The sequence below is a fragment of the Hyphococcus sp. genome, from assembly GCF_965267305.1.
GTDB lineage: Bacteria > Pseudomonadota > Alphaproteobacteria > Caulobacterales > Parvularculaceae > Hyphococcus.
On the sequence record NZ_OZ253945.1, the window covers coordinates 3603411 to 3618342 of the forward strand.

The window sequence follows — 14932 nt, forward strand, 5'->3', positions numbered from 1 at the left end:
GGGCGCCGGAAAGACTTTTCTCGCACAGATGAACCGTCTACCCTTTTAAAAAAGGGAGGCGGCATGGCGAGCATTCAGGCGGTTCTGTTCAACTGGGTGATGAAGGCGACGTTCAAGTCGAAACCCATTCATCTCCTTGACGCCAAAGTCCTGCGCGAAAAAACCGACGAACTGGCGCCGAAAGGTCCGCCTGCGGGCGTTACGCGTGAGATCGTGGAAGGCCCGGTGAGAGGGGAATGGCACCGGGCGGAAAACGCCGAGCCGGGCCGCACCGTGCTTTATCTTCATGGCGGCGGCTATGTGTTTGGCTCGCCTAAATCCCACAGTCCCTTCACCTATGCGCTGGCGAAAGAGGCGCGCGCAGAGGTTTTCTCTCTCGATTACCGTATGGCGCCGGAACATCCCTTTCCGGCTGCCGTGGACGACGCCGTCGCCGCTTATGCGTGGCTGCTGCGGCAGGGCCGCGAGCCGCACAAGATGGTCGTCGGCGGCGATTCCGCCGGGGGCGGACTGACGCTGGCCTTGCTGTTATCCATCAAGGCCCGGGGTCTGCCCATGCCGGCGGGCGCGCTTTTGCTGTCGCCCTGGACCGACCTCGCGACCACCGGCGCCTCGCTCGATGAGAATGAAAAATCCGATGCGATGTTCAAGAAGATCTATATCGTCGAAGGCGCAAAGCGTTATCTCGCGGGCGCCGATGCGAAAGCGCCGCTGGCGTCGCCGCTTTACGGCGATCTCGCCGGCCTGCCGCCCATGCTGATTTTCGCCAGCGAGGACGAAGTGCTGCGCGACGACTCGACAAGACTTCAAGACAGACTCGTGAGCGCTGGCGTTCAATCGGAGCTTGTGATGGAAAAGGGCCTCATCCATGTCTGGCCGATTTTTCCGGGCCGGTTTCCTGAAGCGATGAAGTCCATCCGCCATGCGGCAGCGTTTATTAGCAATAAAACAACAATGGAGATCGCCGCGTGAAGTCCGACATGGCGAAGCTCGTCATCGCCGTTATCCTCGATCTTGTCGATTTCACTTTCGGGCGCATTCCCGGTTTTGAAATTGTGGTCGATGTGGCGCTGGGCGTCGCCGCGGTCGCTTTATGGGGTTGGGCGGGCCTGATTGCATTCTGGGAGATTGCCGATCCGACCGGTCAGGTAGACGCCTTTGTGCCGACCCTGACGATCATCGCCCTAAGCCAGATGGGAAAACGCAAAAAACAACGCCCGCAGGAAGAATAGCTTCTTGCGGGCGTAAGTCGTCTTTCGCGCTGTTACGGACGGCCCGGCCCGTAGGAGCGGAACTCGCCGTTCTCCCACCAGGTGTCGCCATATTGCGGGTCCACATAGTAATAGCGGCCTGCACGGTTGTCATAATAACGGTCGTTGTTCCGCGCCCGGTTCCAACACTCGTTCGAGCGTTCGCAACCGACGATCGCGCCGCCGACGGCGCCGATGGCGGCCCCATAAGCTGCGCCGCGGCCGGGTCGGCCTGCGATGACTTCACCTGCGACCGCGCCGGCGGCTGCGCCGGCTGCGGCGCCATAGGCTGCATTACGTTCCGCCGTGCCGGTCTGGGTGCAGGCGGAAACGAGCATCAAGCTGCTGGCGGCAGTTGCGACGAATAATTTCATGGGAGGCTCCCTATTTGCCGTTCCGTACGGAACACATATGGCCGCCAAACACGATACAGGCGGGCTTCGTTCCGAAACTTGCGGAGATGCAATGTTGACGGATGGCGCGCGCAGCGACAGCAAAAGGCCCGCCTCTGCCGGGGCGGGCCTTTTGCTTACGCAACAAACTCGATGGGATTAGTAGCGGCCGCGCGGAGGGCGGTCGCCGTAATCGCGGAACGAACCGTCATCCCAGTAGGTGTCGCCATATTCCGGGTCCTCGTAATAGTAACGGCCTGAATAGCGGTCGTAGCGGCGATAGCCGTGATCGCGGGCGCGTCCCCAGCAAGTGCCGGCGCGCGAGCAGCCTTCATAGGCGCCAAGCGCCGCGCCAACGAGCGCGCCATAGGCTGCGCCCTTGCCAGGACTGCCGGCGAAAATCTCGCCGGCGACCGCGCCGCCAGCGGCGCCAAGGACAGCGCCCGTAAACGCGCCTTCGCCTGTGGATTGGCATCCCGCTACAGCGAGCATCAGCGCGCCGGAAGCCACAATCAGATGTTTCATTTTGTTCTCCTTCGCATGGGGGTATGCGCGAAATTCGCTTTTTTTACTCAACCACATGCGGCCCCTGCCGCCTTGTCGAAATTTAATTAACCGGGCAGGCAAGGCGAGAATGAGGCGGGGAAAGGGCGGATTTGGGCCAAACCCGTCTAGGTGCATCACGCTCTTGCGAGGCGGCGGGAATGTCATAGGGTGCTGAACAACGCCCGTGCTGAATTTCCGGGCGAAATCAAGGGAGACGATAATGGGCGCGCGCAAATCGAAAGCGGTTTTCCTCAAGGCCTATCCGGCCGGCATGCCTGCGGAAGGCGATTTCGTGGAAAAAGAAATCGACGTGCCGGCGCCGGGGCCGGGCGAAATGCTGTGCCGCACCGTGTGGATGTCGGTGGATCCTTACATGCGCGGGCGCATGCGTCCCGATGTGAAGAGTTATATCCCGCCTTTTTCCCTGGATCGGCCGCTTGAGGGCGGCGCCGTCTCCGAAGTCGTCGAATCGAATCTCGAAGGTTACAAACCAGGGGACTATCTCGTCGATTTCCTCGGCGGCTGGAAGGAATATTATGTCACCAAGGGCGAGCGCACGCAGAAAGTCGATCCGAATTTGGCGCCGCTGTCCGCTTATCTCGGTGTTCTCGGCATGCCGGGTCTCACCGCCTGGTCGGGTGTGACGCAGATTTTGAAGCCGAAGGAAGGCGAGACGATGTTCGTTTCCGGCGCTGCCGGGGCTGTCGGTTCCGTCGTTTGCCAGCTCGGCAAGGCGAAGGGCTGCCGCGTCATCGCGTCTGCAGGCTCGAAGGAAAAGTGCGACTGGCTTGAGAAAGAGGCAGGCGTCGATGTGGCGCTCAACTACAAGGATTACAAAAACGCCCATGAATTGACCAAGGCGCTCGCCGAAGCTGCGCCAAAAGGCGTCAATTGCTACTTCGAAAATGTCGGCGGCATGCATCTCGAAGCCGCGCTCAACTGCATTGCGCTCGGCGGGCGCATGGCGTGGTGCGGGATGATTGCACAGTACAACAACAAGGAGGCGGAGCCGGGCCCGCCAAATCTCATCAATGTGGTGGGGCGCGGCGTCATGATCCGCGGCTTCATCGTGTCCGAATATATGGATAAGGCCATGGAGTTCGCGATGGAGGTCGCGCCGCTTCTCGCGCAGGGCAAGATCAAGTTTCAGGAGTCGGTCTATGAAGGCCTCGAGAAGGCGCCCGAAGCCTTCATCGGGCTCTTCAAGGGCGAGAATTTCGGCAAGGCCGTGGTGCGCGTCGGTCCGGACCGGACGTAGTGCTTTTTACATGGCCGTTGAAGGTATTTTGGCGCGCGCCTGTTCTGATGACGCGTCCGCGCCTTTCACGCCTTTGCGCTCGAAGTAAATTCGCTGCGCGAGCGCGCGCATGGGCGACGTAAAGAGCGCCGCGTTGAGAAGCGCGTTGGGCGGCGCGACAGACCAAAGCCTGCGCATCCATGTCTTCACCACAAAGGTCGGATATTCCTTCGCCATCACTATCCCGGGATCGGGACCGCCGTCTTGAAGATAGTCGGAGATCGCCGCCGCCGCGCGCCGTCCATATTGGAATGCGAGCCTGATGCCGCCGGCGGTCAAAGGCGACACAAGCCCCGCAGCATCGCCTGTCAGCAAAACACGATGCGTGGACAAGGGAGACACAAGTCCGCCGCAGGGGATGGGGCCGGATCGTTTGCGTAGGACTTCACAGTTCCAGAAGGCGAAGCGATCGTTGATGCCTTTGACGAAGGCTTGATAATCGGGCTTGCGGACCGCGCCCAAGGGCCCATCGGAAACGGCGAGCCCGACTTGAGTCATGCCAGCGCCCGGCACCACCCAGCCGAGATAACCCGGAGCCAGTTTCGAATCGATGAAACAGTGGAGAAAATCCGGGTCGACCGTCGGCGTCTCCTCATATTCCGTTTCCATGCCGATCAGGAATTCGCGGTTACGACCAAGACCGAAAATCTCCGCCACTTTTGAGCGCGCCCCATCGGCGCCGAGAAGATACCGCGCCGAAAGATCAATGCCATGAAGATGAACGCGATCACCAAGAAGCGTCGCGTCGGTGAAGCGCGCCCCGAACATCAGATGGGCGCCGGCGCGCGCCGCCTCTCGCGCCAGCCAGCGCATCAGTCCCGCCGTGTCGGTCGCCAGAAAAAAATAGCCGGGCGCTGTCAGGTCCATGTGCTTGCCATTCGGCGCATACATTCTGACGCCAGGAATTTTTCTTGTTAGCGCTGCGGGGACATCGCACTCGCCGATGGCTTCCTTGACGAGAATGCCGGTGGAGCGCACGCGGGCGCCGGGTTCGCGCTTAGCGTCGATGACGGCGACGGAAAGGCCGCGATGGGCGGCGGTTCTGGCCGCCACCAGCCCTGCGAAACTCGCACCAACGATTATCAGATCATAGTCAGGACATGGTTGTTGTGACGATTGAGGCATAGATGTCTCCCGCAATTTCGCCTCTTATCCACTGGAATTGAGGCGCTGTGCTGGCCGTCGCAGGGTGATTTTGCGGGAACGCCGCCCAGTGCTAGACTCACGCGCAGTACCGGGAGGCTTATATGAACAAATTTATCCTTCTTGCCGCATCCATGTCGCTCGCCGCCTGCGCCTCGGTCGGGCCCGCGAGTTATGGACCGGCGGATGCGAAGGGGTTCGGTTATGAAGAAACGCGCATCGAGTCCGACCGCTATCGCATCACCTATCGCGGCTCCGGCGACATGCCCCCGGACGTCGTTGAGGATTACGCGCTGAAACGCGCAGGCGAACTCGCTTTGCAAAATGGTTATAATTGGTTCCGCGTCATCGGCCGGCAGACGACCGGCGAACAGCGCGGCGGCGTTGGCTTGGGCGCGGGCGTTGGCGGTGGCTCCTACGGGCGCAGCACCGGCGTCGGCGTTGGCGTCAGCGGCGATCTCGGCACCATTGGAGGGCGGGATTATTTCACGACGCGCATGGAGGTTTTGATGGGCGAGGGCGAGCCGCCCGCCGACGGCGATTATTACGACGCCGCGGATGTCGTCGCGCGTATTGCGCCTGACGGAACGGAATAGTCATGGACTGGCAATCGCTCCGCCGCATCGTCACAGACAATAATAAAGAGGGCCGCTCGCGCATCCTCATCGACGGCGAGGCGGCGAAACTGATCGCCATGGAGGAAGCGGGCCTGGCGGAAATCTGGTCCGCAGACCTTGAAGACGGCAAGCTTCTCGATGCGACCGACAGTCTCGCCGATGCGGATCTTAAGCTTGAGCCCGATCCCGGTTCGGTCAAGGTGCGCTGGTTTACGGTTGCGCCCGAAGACAAATCTAAAACTGCCGAGGAGCTCGAAATGGCGGCGGCGTTCGCCTTCGGGGCGGTGGGCGGCGCCCATTGCCGCGTGGATGCAACGCGCCATCCGGCCATGCACAAGACGCAGTCGCTCGATGTCATCGTACTGGTGAAAGGCGAGGTTGACCTCTTGCTCGATGACGCAGAGGCGACAGCGCTGAAGCCCGGCGATGTGGTCATTCAGCGCGCCACGAACCATGGCTGGGTCAATCGCGGGGAGGAGACGGCGCTGCTCGTCGCCGTGCTGATCCATGCAGCGTAAGGCTGTTCCCCTATAACATCCATCTGCGATAACATTACTCCTTGTGCTGATGAATGTTGCGCAAAAACGGCTGACGACTATCCTGCGTGGCAAAAGAGCAGGAGTGATACATGTCACAGAGCACACTCGCCTGGCTGACGGCGCTAATTGTCATCGCTTTAATGGGCTGGATGATCGGTTTCGGCGTCATGCTGCGCCGGAGCGGAGTCAATCCGAACGCCGTCGCCGAACGCAACACAAACTGGATGCAGCGGTTTCTCGTTGCTGGCGCCGGACTGCTCGATCTTTATTTCATCTTTCGGGCGCCATTTCCGGTCCTCGATGATCTTGTCGCCGCGCGCCCCTCGCCGGCGCCCTGGGCCGCTGTCGGGTTCCTTGTCGTCGGCGCGGTCATCATCCTTGCAAGCCAGGCCGGCATGGGCCGGTCATGGCGAGTGGGGGTCCCGCGGGAGACGAACCATGTCGACGCGCTTGTGACCGGGGGCTTGAACCGGCTTTCGCGCAATCCGGTCTATCTTGGCGTAATGATTTTCCTTACCGGCGGACTTTTAGCAGCGCCCGGGCCGCTAACAGCAGTTGGCGTGATTGTCAGCTTCATCGGCCTCACTATCATTATCCGGCAGGAAGAGCGTTATCTCAGCGCCCGGTTCGGCGCTGACTATGACGCCTATAGACGGCGCGTGCGCCGCTGGATTTGAGGATCATGTATGAGTGAAGACAATCTCGCCGACGCGTTTAACGAAAACAATGCGCCTTTCGCCAAGATGATGGGCGTGAAGATGACTCTGGTGACGAAGACCCGCATCGAGGGCGAACTTGCGGTGACCCCGGATCATTGCACCATTCCTGCGACGCTCCACGGCGGGGCCATCATGGCGTTCGCCGACAATATGGGCGGCATCGGCGCGTTCATGAACATGCCGCCGGGGTCGATGACGACGACGATTGAAAGCAAGACCAATTTTCTGCGCGCGATCCCCGTGGGACAGACGGCGAAAGCGGTGACGACGCCGGTCAATCTCGGACGCACGCTCCAGGTCTGGAAGACAGACATTTATCGGGAAGACGGAAAGCTCGCAGCCGTGGTGACGCAGACCCAGCTTGTTCGTGCGGTCAAGGAAGACTAAGCGCTGTTTTCAAGGCTGAGCGCCAGCGCTTTGAATTGTTCCACCGTCAGCTCTTCGGCGCGTTGGGTTTCTTCGATCCCGGCGCCTGCGAGCGCATCGGGAAGCCTGTCCCCGAAGACGGGTTTCAGCGAAGACCGCAGCATCTTGCGGCGCTGGGAGAACGCCGCCTGCGTCACCTTTTCCAGCGCAGCGAGCGCGGGAAAAACCTCTTCCGGCTGTTCGAACACCACTACGGTGGAATCGACTTTCGGCGGCGGCGTGAAAGCGCGCGCCGGCAGGTTGAAGGCGCGCGAGGGAAGGGACGCGGTCTGGGCAATGACGGAAAGACGCCCATAGGCTTTCGATCCGGGCGCGGCGAGGATGCGGTCGGCGACTTCCTTCTGAAACATCAGCGCCATCACGGACCACAGGGCCGGCCCCGCTTTCAACCATTTGATGAGAAGTTCGGTCGAGATGTTATAGGGCAGATTGGCGACGATTTTGACGGGCGTTTCTCGCCCGAGAAGTTCCGCCTCATTGGCAGTGAGGGCGTCGGCCTCAATCACGATTAGGCGGTTTTTGAACGCCAAGTTCACTTCGGCGAGCGCCTCGATGCAGCGATGATCGCGTTCGATGGCGGTGACGCGGGCGCCGGTTTCCAGAAGCGCGCGGGTAAGGCCGCCGGGACCCGGTCCGATCTCGAGAACGTGGTCGGTTTCGGTGACGGACGCCGCGCGCGCGATCTTACGCGTCATATTGAGGTCGAGAAGGAAATGCTGGCCCAGCGATTTCTTGGCGCCAAGATCGTAGCGCTCGATCACCTCGCGCAGCGGCGGAAGAGGATCGTTCATATGCGGCGCGCGGCCATGGTGGCGGCCAATTCAATGGCGGCGATGAGGCTATCGGCGCGGGCGATCCCCTTGCCGGCGATGTCGAGCGCCGTGCCGTGATCGGGCGAGGTGCGGATGATTGGCAGGCCGAGCGTCACGTTGACCGCGTCATGAAAGGCGAGCGTCTTTGCGGGAATGAGCGCCTGATCGTGGAGCATGCACAACGCCGCATCATAGGTTGCGCGTGCCTCTGCGTGAAACATGGTGTCGGCGGGAAGAGGACCGCGCGCATCGAAGCCTGAATCCTGGAGGGCAGCGACGGCCGGCGCAATGATCGCGGCGTCTTCTCTGCCAAGCGCCCCGCCTTCGCCTGCATGAGGATTGAGACCCGATATAGCGAGTCTCGGCGCCTCGACGCCGAAATCATGGAGAAGCGCCTGCGCGGTGATCGTCCCGGCGCGCATGATCATGTCGGCGGTCAATGATTTTACAGCGTCGACAACGGATTGGTGAATGGTGACAGGCACGGTTTTAAGATCGGGCCCCGCTAGCATCATCACTGGTCCACGCAAGCGCCCCGAAGGCATTTCCGCGTCTTTCGTGAGCTCGCCGAGAAATTCCGTATGGCCGGGAAATTTGAATCCCGCGGCGATCAACGACGATTTCTGGATTGGATTGGTGACGACGCCGGACGCTTCGCCCGCGAGCGCAAACGTGACGGCGCGCTCGATGCTCTCGATCACCGCGCCTGCATTTTTAGGCGAAGCTTCGCCCTGCGTTGCGGTGACGGATTTCTCAAGCGGCAGGACAGGGAGTTTTTCCGCGAAGACCGCGGCGGCGTCTTCAGGTTTTGCGATCTGTGCGGTTGCGCCGCACGAGAACAGCGCAGGATCGGCGATGATGAAAAAGATAGTTTCGCTTGCCCGAAGGGCTTCCCATGCAGTCCTCGTAATTTCATGCCCGACACCGCCAGGCTCGCCCATGGTCAACGCCAAGGGAGCTAAAGGCGCGGGGGCGGAGCGCGCCGGCATGACGGTTAACCGTTGGGCTGGGGCAGGTTCTGGCTGCGGACATCGACCATGGATTCGCGCTCGAGGTCGCGCAGATATTGCTGCCCGATTCGTTCAAGCTGGCGCGAATAGATGCGGTTTTCGATGGCCGCCCGCGACGGAAGGCCGAGGCCTTCATCCTTGTCGCAAACATAAACCGCATGATAGGCGCCGTCCGCCTCGATGACGGGGGACTGCTCGCCCCGCTCTAGGTCTTCTATGAAGGGGCTGAAGCGCTCATCGATCTGGTCGAGCGTGATATTCTCCAGAAGGCTGAAGCCGACGCCCTTGCCCATATCTATCCTGAGGCCGCGGCCCATGCAGACTTCCGCCGTCTGTATGTTTTCGAGCGCGGCGTGGGCGGCGGCGTTGCCAAGAGACTCATCCGCGCTTGCATAAGCGAGGGTGAAGGTCGGTTCGCCCTGTACAGCGGCCGCGCGCTTGTCGCGCACGGCGAGAATGACGAAGGCGCCGTCAGACGGGATGGGGTTGGTCACAGAGCCGGGCGGCAAGGTTCGAATTGCAGCGTCAAGTTCTTCGTCGAGCTCGCCTGCGCGCACCCAGCCGAGATCGCCGCCGACCGCGGCTGTGGTGCAGGCGGAGAACTGCTGCGCGACGACAGCGAAAGGAACGCCGCGGCGCATTTGCTCGATAAGCTGCAGCGATCCCTGATAATACTGCTGCGCTTGCGACGGGTTGTCGACGGGAATGCAGATTTCGGAAACGAGAAACTGCTCCTTGCTGACGTCCTCGCGCATCCGCTCAAGCGTTGTTTCGACTTCGTCTTCGTTGATGCGCACACGGTCGCGATAGCGGCCTTGTACGAGTTGCGGCCAGCCGATCTGGCTCCGGATCTGCTCTTTTAGGGTAGTCATCGAAATGCCTGCGTCCTGGAGCTCTTCCTGCATTTGCTCCACGGTGATGTTGGACTGAGCCGCCATCAGAGAAAGGTCATTTTGAATTTCTTCTTCGCTAACCACGAGATCCCATTTCTGGGTTTCCTGAATTTTCAGCCTCTCTTCGATAAGGTCGCGCAGCGCCTGCGCCTGCAGCTGCGGCATTGCTTCCGGCGGAATCCGCCCGCCGGCTGAAATCAGCATCAGCTTCATGCGCTGGCGGACATCGAAGGTGGTTACGACCGCATCATTGACGACAGCGGCGACGGCGCTCGGCGGCACCCCGGAACGTTCGATCACCTGATCGCTCGTGAGGCCTTCCGAATTGGTTTGAACCTGGGCGGCGGCCGGCGAAAATGCGACAAGCGCCAACCCTGCGGAAATCAGGCAAGTTACTGTACTAATTACGGAAAATTGCATTCGCTGGGTTGTCCTATGCTTCTTAGTCACGCCCGCCAATGGGGAAAATAGTCGGAATTGGCGCGCGTGCAAGCGCTCAATCGACCAGTGATTTCAGGCTGAAGGTCAAAAGGAAGGCCTTGTCCGGCTCCAGATTGGCGGTCCGGGTCCGGTCGCGGCGATAGGTAAGGCCAAGCACGAAGCATTCATCCTGATAGGTCAAGGCGAATGTCTGCTGGATGGTCTGGTTGGTTTCCAGATTGCGGCGCCAGCCGCTTCCGACTGACCAGTTTCGCGTTAGTTTGAGCCCGGCGCCGACGGTCAATTCTTCCCGCGGTATGAGGTTATTGGCGATATTCTCCTCGTTAAGGCGGACATAACTGGCGCCCAGTCTTAGACGATCGCCTCTATAGTAGCCGCGCGCCTCTGCGCGCTGAAAGTCACCGGAATTATTGTCAATGCGGAAACGATTTTCGAGGCCGATTCGTTTATAGTTAAAGTCGAGCGAACCGACGATGTCTGAATTCTTTTCGCCCAGACCTGAAGAGTCTCTGAAAGCTTCTGTTTCCTGAAGGCGAATTTGCTGACCAATAGAGCCTTTAATATTCATCCCGTTGGCCAGATCCGCCTTTGCGGTGACGCCGACATTCATCCGCTGACCGTCTTCAAAGGCGTCATAACCGGTTGATTTATTGAACTCGAAGAGACCGGCATAATCGAACTCAATGCTTTGCGAGTCTTCATTAAGTATCTTGTCGCTGTTGAGCCCGCTTGAGCTTGCGACCAGTTGCACTCTGGGTTCGATAACCAGCCTTGTGTCATTGAAATAGCGGGCGACTGGAAATGACCATTCAACGCCGACCGTGGGAGCAAAGCGCGCAGCAATATCGGTAGTTTTCTCAGTTGAGAAACCTGGAAAATCCTCTGCGCATAGCGCATCGCCGTCAAAACAGAATTCCGTTCCCTGATCGAGATCCTGATAGGAAAAGAGGTCTGCGCGCGCCTGGGCGAAAAAGTCAAAGCGGTGGCCGCCGGGCGTTATGATGTTGCGGTCCCACTCAACGGATGTTGTAAAACGCTGGGAGTCTATGCCTTGGACCCTGTAAAGGGACGCAATGTTTGCACGCGCCGTGACCGACCCGCCGGCGACTTTTGATGCGAAATCATGCTGAAAATCGATGAGCGGCAATACATAAGGTGTCGTTCTGGCGTCATCGATGCGGCCAGCACCCTGCACGACGCGTTCCTGAACGCTTTGCTGAGTGCGCAGTCCTTGAAAAAGATAAGTGTCGATGGTGAGGTGAGAACTGCCTTGATTCCAGGCAAGACGCGCATTGCTCCGCAACTGGTTCGTGCTGCTGCGGTCAAGCTCCTGACGCAAATCGCCCCGGCGCTCCACATCATACTGGCGCAGATACTCCTTGTCGGAAACGCGTTCGAAATCATAGCTCGCGCGCCAGTGCTCGCCGAAATCGCGATGACCGCGTCCGAAAAGGTGCCAGCGCACGCCCGGCGTGCTCTTCGTATTAGGCGCGGGTATAGACGTATCATTAGGCGCGTCGATGACGCCGCCGGAAAGGACATTATACCCGTTCTCGCCGCGCCGGCGCCATTCGGCCTGCCAGAGGACGCCGTCTTCGGCGGTGTATTTCGGAAAGAAAGTCGCGTCCTGAGAATTCGAGATGGCGAGGTAATAGGGCATCTCGATGTTGAAACCGAGACGGCTCGATGCGCCGATATCCGGGGGCAGGAATCCGGACATGCGTTCGACTGACGGGTCCGGAGTCTGCAGATAGGGGGCGTAGATGATGGGCACGCCGGCGATTTCGAGGAAGGCGTGGTGGAACCGCAGGACTTTGCGCTCTTCGTCGCGCGTCACCCGCAAGGCCTTGATGCGCCAGGTAGGCGTTTTCGCCTCGCCTTTGCTGTTGCAGACATTGCAGGAGGTGTAGAGCGCCCGGTTCAGGCGCGTGCGCGCGCCTTGTTCGCGCACCGCGCTGTCTGCGGCGAGACGCGCATTTTGCTCCAGCAGCGCGCTGAAATTTTCCGCAATGCCGTCGCGCAGATCGCCTGACAGCTCGACTCTGCCGGCGAACGCCGTCTCCATGTTCGTGTCCGTGATGGAGACATTGCCCTCGGCGATGACGATGTCGGTCGCCGGGTCATAGATCAGCTTGTCGGCGCGCAGATAGCGCTCGCCGAAATAGGCGCGGACATCGCCTTCGGCGATGATCGGGCCGTCGTCATATTCACGCTGGACAATGTCGGCCTCGAAAAGGACCTGATCGTCACCGCTTTCCGCCGACCGGCCGTTTGAGGCGGGAGCGTCCTGCGCCAATACAGCCGGCGCCGGGAACCCAGCCGCCGCGCCCGCAAGCACTGTCGATAACAACAGACGCGCTATGAGGCGGTTGCTGGTTGACACGGAATGAGGCCCTTCGCCGCGCGAATCATAAGAATTATCGTTGGGTTAGAGTTATATGAGGCCGCGAATGAGGTCCAGCCGACAGCCCTTTCGGAAGGAGCGATAAGTTTTCTTATCCGTCCTCCAGATGCAACAGGACGGTGACCGCCGCAAGGCTCGCGACCACAGCCGGAATCCAGGCGGCCAGAGCTGGCGGGGCTAAGCCTGATTCGCCGAGCGCTGTGGAAATCTCAGAGATAATGAAAAGCGCAAAGCCGGCGAGGATGGAGCCGACAGCCAGGTTGAGCGCGCCGCCCGCTCGGGTCGGCCGTATGGAAAACGCGGCGGCGATCAGGACCATGGCGAGCAGCTTCAAGGGCGTCGAGCACAGATCGTGAAAGCGGATGTTGTAGCGCAGGGTCGGCACCCCGGCGGCCTCGGCGAGCAGGATGAACCGGGGGAGGCTCCATAAGGAAAGAGTCTCCGGCGCCGCCACCCGCTCGCGCAAATTGCCGGATGTGAGCGAAGTCCTGACCGCATAGATCGGCGTGAACTGTTCGTCCTCAATGCCGGGCGCCCGCAGCCGTGCGTCATGCAGCTCCAATGTGCGCCCGGACAAAAACGCCTCCGATGCGTCGAGGCGTTCGAGGAATTTATTCTCCGGATCGAAGCGCCAGATGGTCACTTTCTCAAGGGCGGCTCTCCCGTCATCGTAATTCGCGGCGTTGATGATGAGTTGACCGGTCTCGTCGCGCTGGCGCAGCCAGATGCCGTCGCCGAAGATCCGGACGAGATTGCGCTCGCTGCCTTCCATGCGCGACTTCAGGGTTTCCGCTTGCGACAGGAAATGCGCTGACAGAGGATCAATGGCGGTGATGATGAGAAACCCGGAAATCGCCGCGATGAGCGCCGAAGGACCGAGAAGGCGCCATACGGAAAGCCCCGCCGAACGCATCACCGATATTTCGGACCGCTTGTTCAACTGGTGAAACATCCAGATCGAGCCGAACAGAAATACGAATGGAATAAGGGTCTGAACAAGCGAGGGCGCACGCAAAAAGGTCATGCTGAGCGCAAGCGCAAAATCGCCGCCGCCGACCTTGCCTGCAAAGCGCATGTTTTCGATCAGGTCGATGAGAATGACGATCGCTGCGAGCACGGCGAAAAGCCCGCCGACGGCGGTGATCGTTCGCAAAAGAATATAGCGGAAAAGCGTGATGGGCGGCATCAGGCGGCGCCCCCCGCCGGAATGCGCTGCTTCGGCGGCGGCGCAAAAAGCAGAAAGGCTGAAGAGCCGATAACCGCCAGCGGCGGCGCGTAGATAAGCCACATTTCTCCGCTTGTCCCGGCGAAGCCTTGCGCCAGAAAGCCCGCGACCCGCAGAATGAAAATCGCCGATCCCGCTATGGCGACCCGAACGAAATAGCTGCGCCGGGAATAGGAGCCGCCGATCAGTGCGTAAAGACCGATGAATGCGTAAGCAAATGCGTAGAGCGGGGATGATATGCGCGCATGGCCTTCAGCAATGAGTTTGGTTGCGTTCTGGCGGTCGTAAACTTTCGACATGTCCGGATTAAGCAGCTCGCCGAGATAACGTTCCGTCATTTCGAGTTGCAGATCTCCTGAATCGGGTTTCAACGAAGAAATGTCGATGGCCCAGTCCTGATACTGGATGATGTCCACCTTGCCTGTATATTGCGCGACTGTCTGGATGTTGCCGTTTTTCAATAGCAGCACGGGTCCGGCGTCTGTTTCCCTCAAGATCGCCCGCTGGGCGAAATAAGTCTTGCGGTCCTTCGCATTGCGGTAATCATTGATGAGGAGCCCGAGAAACTGATTGCCGGGGCGGATCTCGTCCACATAGACCGTCAAACCGTCAGAGGCGTTGATGAATTCTCCACTCCTTAAAAGGGAGCTTGCGAAGTCGGCGCGAATGTCCGCGACCATCTGTTTCATCACCCGATAGGTGCGGGGCATTAGATCCACATTCACATAAAACGTCGCCAGCGCTGCGACGGCTGTGACAGCCATCAGCGGCGCCGCTATGCGCAGGCGGCTGACGCCGGCGGCGAACATCACCGCGATCTCGCTGTCGGAGTGAAGCCGGTGGAGAGCGTAAACAACGGCGCCGAAGAGCGCGAAGGGGATAATCACCGCCAGGAGGCTGGGGATGATAAGGAGGCTGAGAAAGAGAAAAACGCCGAGGCCCTGACCATGCTCGATGATGATGTCGATGCGCTGAAGCGCCTGGGTCATCCAGACAATGGCGGTGGTGACCACGAGAATCAGGGCAAACGGGATCAGGCACTGGCGCAATATGTATTTGTCCAGGCTGCTCATGGGTTCCCGTCTTCCTTTCTTCTGCGGCGGCGCTAGAGTTGCGCGCCGAACGGCCCCGCCTTACATCGCCCAAATGGGCCTAGCACAAACCTGTCAGCCGCCCAAAGAGCTTCCCGGCGCTAGGGTGGCGCAGGAAAGAAACGAA

At 60.0% G+C, this 14932-nt stretch carries 16 protein-coding genes; 7 read left to right on the forward strand and 9 right to left on the reverse strand.

Annotation, left to right across the window (positions count from 1 at the left end; translation table 11 throughout):
* Positions 1–63 precede the first annotated feature (63 nt).
* Positions 64–972, forward strand: coding sequence for an alpha/beta hydrolase (locus ACQY5P_RS17445; RefSeq protein ID WP_428408150.1), 909 nt, complete (start codon positions 64–66; stop codon positions 970–972).
* Positions 969–1232, forward strand: coding sequence for a hypothetical protein (locus ACQY5P_RS17450; RefSeq protein WP_428408151.1), 264 nt, complete (start codon positions 969–971; stop codon positions 1230–1232). Before ACQY5P_RS17445 ends, ACQY5P_RS17450 begins: the two co-directional genes overlap by 4 nt.
* A gap of 32 nt (positions 1233–1264) precedes the next feature.
* Here ACQY5P_RS17450 and ACQY5P_RS17455 read toward each other — a convergent pair whose 3' ends face one another.
* Both ACQY5P_RS17455 and ACQY5P_RS17460 read right to left on the reverse strand, forming a co-directional pair.
* Positions 1265–1624 carry a YMGG-like glycine zipper-containing protein gene (locus ACQY5P_RS17455; RefSeq protein ID WP_428408152.1) on the reverse strand — a complete coding sequence of 120 codons (360 nt, stop codon included), beginning with the start codon at positions 1622–1624 and terminating at the stop codon, positions 1265–1267.
* Between the two features lie 177 nt (positions 1625–1801).
* A complete protein-coding gene (locus tag ACQY5P_RS17460) occupies positions 1802–2167 on the reverse strand; it encodes a hypothetical protein (protein WP_428408153.1) in 366 nt (121 codons plus the stop codon).
* A gap of 241 nt (positions 2168–2408) precedes the next feature.
* Between ACQY5P_RS17460 and ACQY5P_RS17465 the strand changes: the two genes are divergently transcribed.
* Positions 2409–3446 (forward strand): NADP-dependent oxidoreductase, encoded by a 1038-nt coding sequence (locus tag ACQY5P_RS17465; RefSeq protein ID WP_428408154.1) that lies wholly within the window; start codon positions 2409–2411, stop codon positions 3444–3446.
* 6 nt (positions 3447–3452) lie between these two features.
* On the opposite strand, the gene ACQY5P_RS17470 is transcribed toward ACQY5P_RS17465, so the two are convergent.
* Entirely contained in the window at positions 3453–4610 is a 1158-nt protein-coding gene (locus ACQY5P_RS17470) for an NAD(P)/FAD-dependent oxidoreductase (RefSeq protein ID WP_428408155.1), read from the reverse strand.
* Positions 4611–4732: 122 nt separating this feature from the next.
* Here ACQY5P_RS17470 and ACQY5P_RS17475 point away from each other — a divergent pair, with 122 nt between their 5' ends.
* The 4 genes from ACQY5P_RS17475 (at position 4733) to ACQY5P_RS17490 (ending at position 6890) form a co-directional block, all read left to right on the forward strand.
* Positions 4733–5224 carry a CC0125/CC1285 family lipoprotein gene (locus ACQY5P_RS17475; protein ID WP_428408156.1) on the forward strand — a complete coding sequence of 164 codons (492 nt, stop codon included), beginning with the start codon at positions 4733–4735 and terminating at the stop codon, positions 5222–5224.
* Between the two features lie 2 nt (positions 5225–5226).
* Positions 5227–5763 carry a cupin domain-containing protein gene (locus ACQY5P_RS17480; RefSeq protein ID WP_428408157.1) on the forward strand — a complete coding sequence of 179 codons (537 nt, stop codon included), beginning with the start codon at positions 5227–5229 and terminating at the stop codon, positions 5761–5763.
* Positions 5764–5873: 110 nt separating this feature from the next.
* Positions 5874–6461, forward strand: coding sequence for a methyltransferase family protein (locus ACQY5P_RS17485; protein WP_428408158.1), 588 nt, complete (start codon positions 5874–5876; stop codon positions 6459–6461).
* Positions 6462–6470: 9 nt separating this feature from the next.
* Complete coding sequence (locus ACQY5P_RS17490) at positions 6471–6890, forward strand: PaaI family thioesterase (RefSeq protein ID WP_428408159.1); 420 nt, start codon at positions 6471–6473, stop codon at positions 6888–6890.
* Here the strand turns inward: ACQY5P_RS17490 and rsmA are convergent.
* The 6 genes from rsmA to ACQY5P_RS17520 all read right to left on the reverse strand — a co-directional run bounded on the left by rsmA (position 6887) and on the right by ACQY5P_RS17520 (position 14787).
* Positions 6887–7720 (reverse strand): 16S rRNA (adenine(1518)-N(6)/adenine(1519)-N(6))-dimethyltransferase RsmA, encoded by an 834-nt coding sequence (rsmA, locus tag ACQY5P_RS17495; RefSeq protein ID WP_428408160.1) that lies wholly within the window; start codon positions 7718–7720, stop codon positions 6887–6889. The two genes, ACQY5P_RS17490 and rsmA, sit on opposite strands and share 4 nt — an antisense overlap.
* The gene (gene pdxA, locus ACQY5P_RS17500; RefSeq protein WP_428408161.1) at positions 7717–8730 is read right to left on the reverse strand and encodes a 4-hydroxythreonine-4-phosphate dehydrogenase PdxA; all 1014 of its coding nucleotides are present in this window, start codon (positions 8728–8730) and stop codon (positions 7717–7719) included. Before pdxA ends, rsmA begins: the two co-directional genes overlap by 4 nt.
* Positions 8731–8735: 5 nt before the next feature.
* A complete protein-coding gene (locus ACQY5P_RS17505) occupies positions 8736–10064 on the reverse strand; it encodes a peptidylprolyl isomerase (protein WP_428408162.1) in 1329 nt (442 codons plus the stop codon).
* A gap of 76 nt (positions 10065–10140) precedes the next feature.
* Positions 10141–12468 (reverse strand): LPS-assembly protein LptD, encoded by a 2328-nt coding sequence (locus ACQY5P_RS17510; RefSeq protein WP_428408163.1) that lies wholly within the window; start codon positions 12466–12468, stop codon positions 10141–10143.
* A 112-nt stretch (positions 12469–12580) separates the two neighbouring features.
* Positions 12581–13675 carry an LPS export ABC transporter permease LptG gene (gene lptG / locus ACQY5P_RS17515; protein WP_428408164.1) on the reverse strand — a complete coding sequence of 365 codons (1095 nt, stop codon included), beginning with the start codon at positions 13673–13675 and terminating at the stop codon, positions 12581–12583.
* Positions 13675–14787, reverse strand: coding sequence for an LptF/LptG family permease (locus ACQY5P_RS17520; protein ID WP_428408165.1), 1113 nt, complete (start codon positions 14785–14787; stop codon positions 13675–13677). The genes lptG and ACQY5P_RS17520 overlap by 1 nt, the downstream gene beginning before the upstream one ends.
* Positions 14788–14932: the final 145 nt, after the last annotated feature.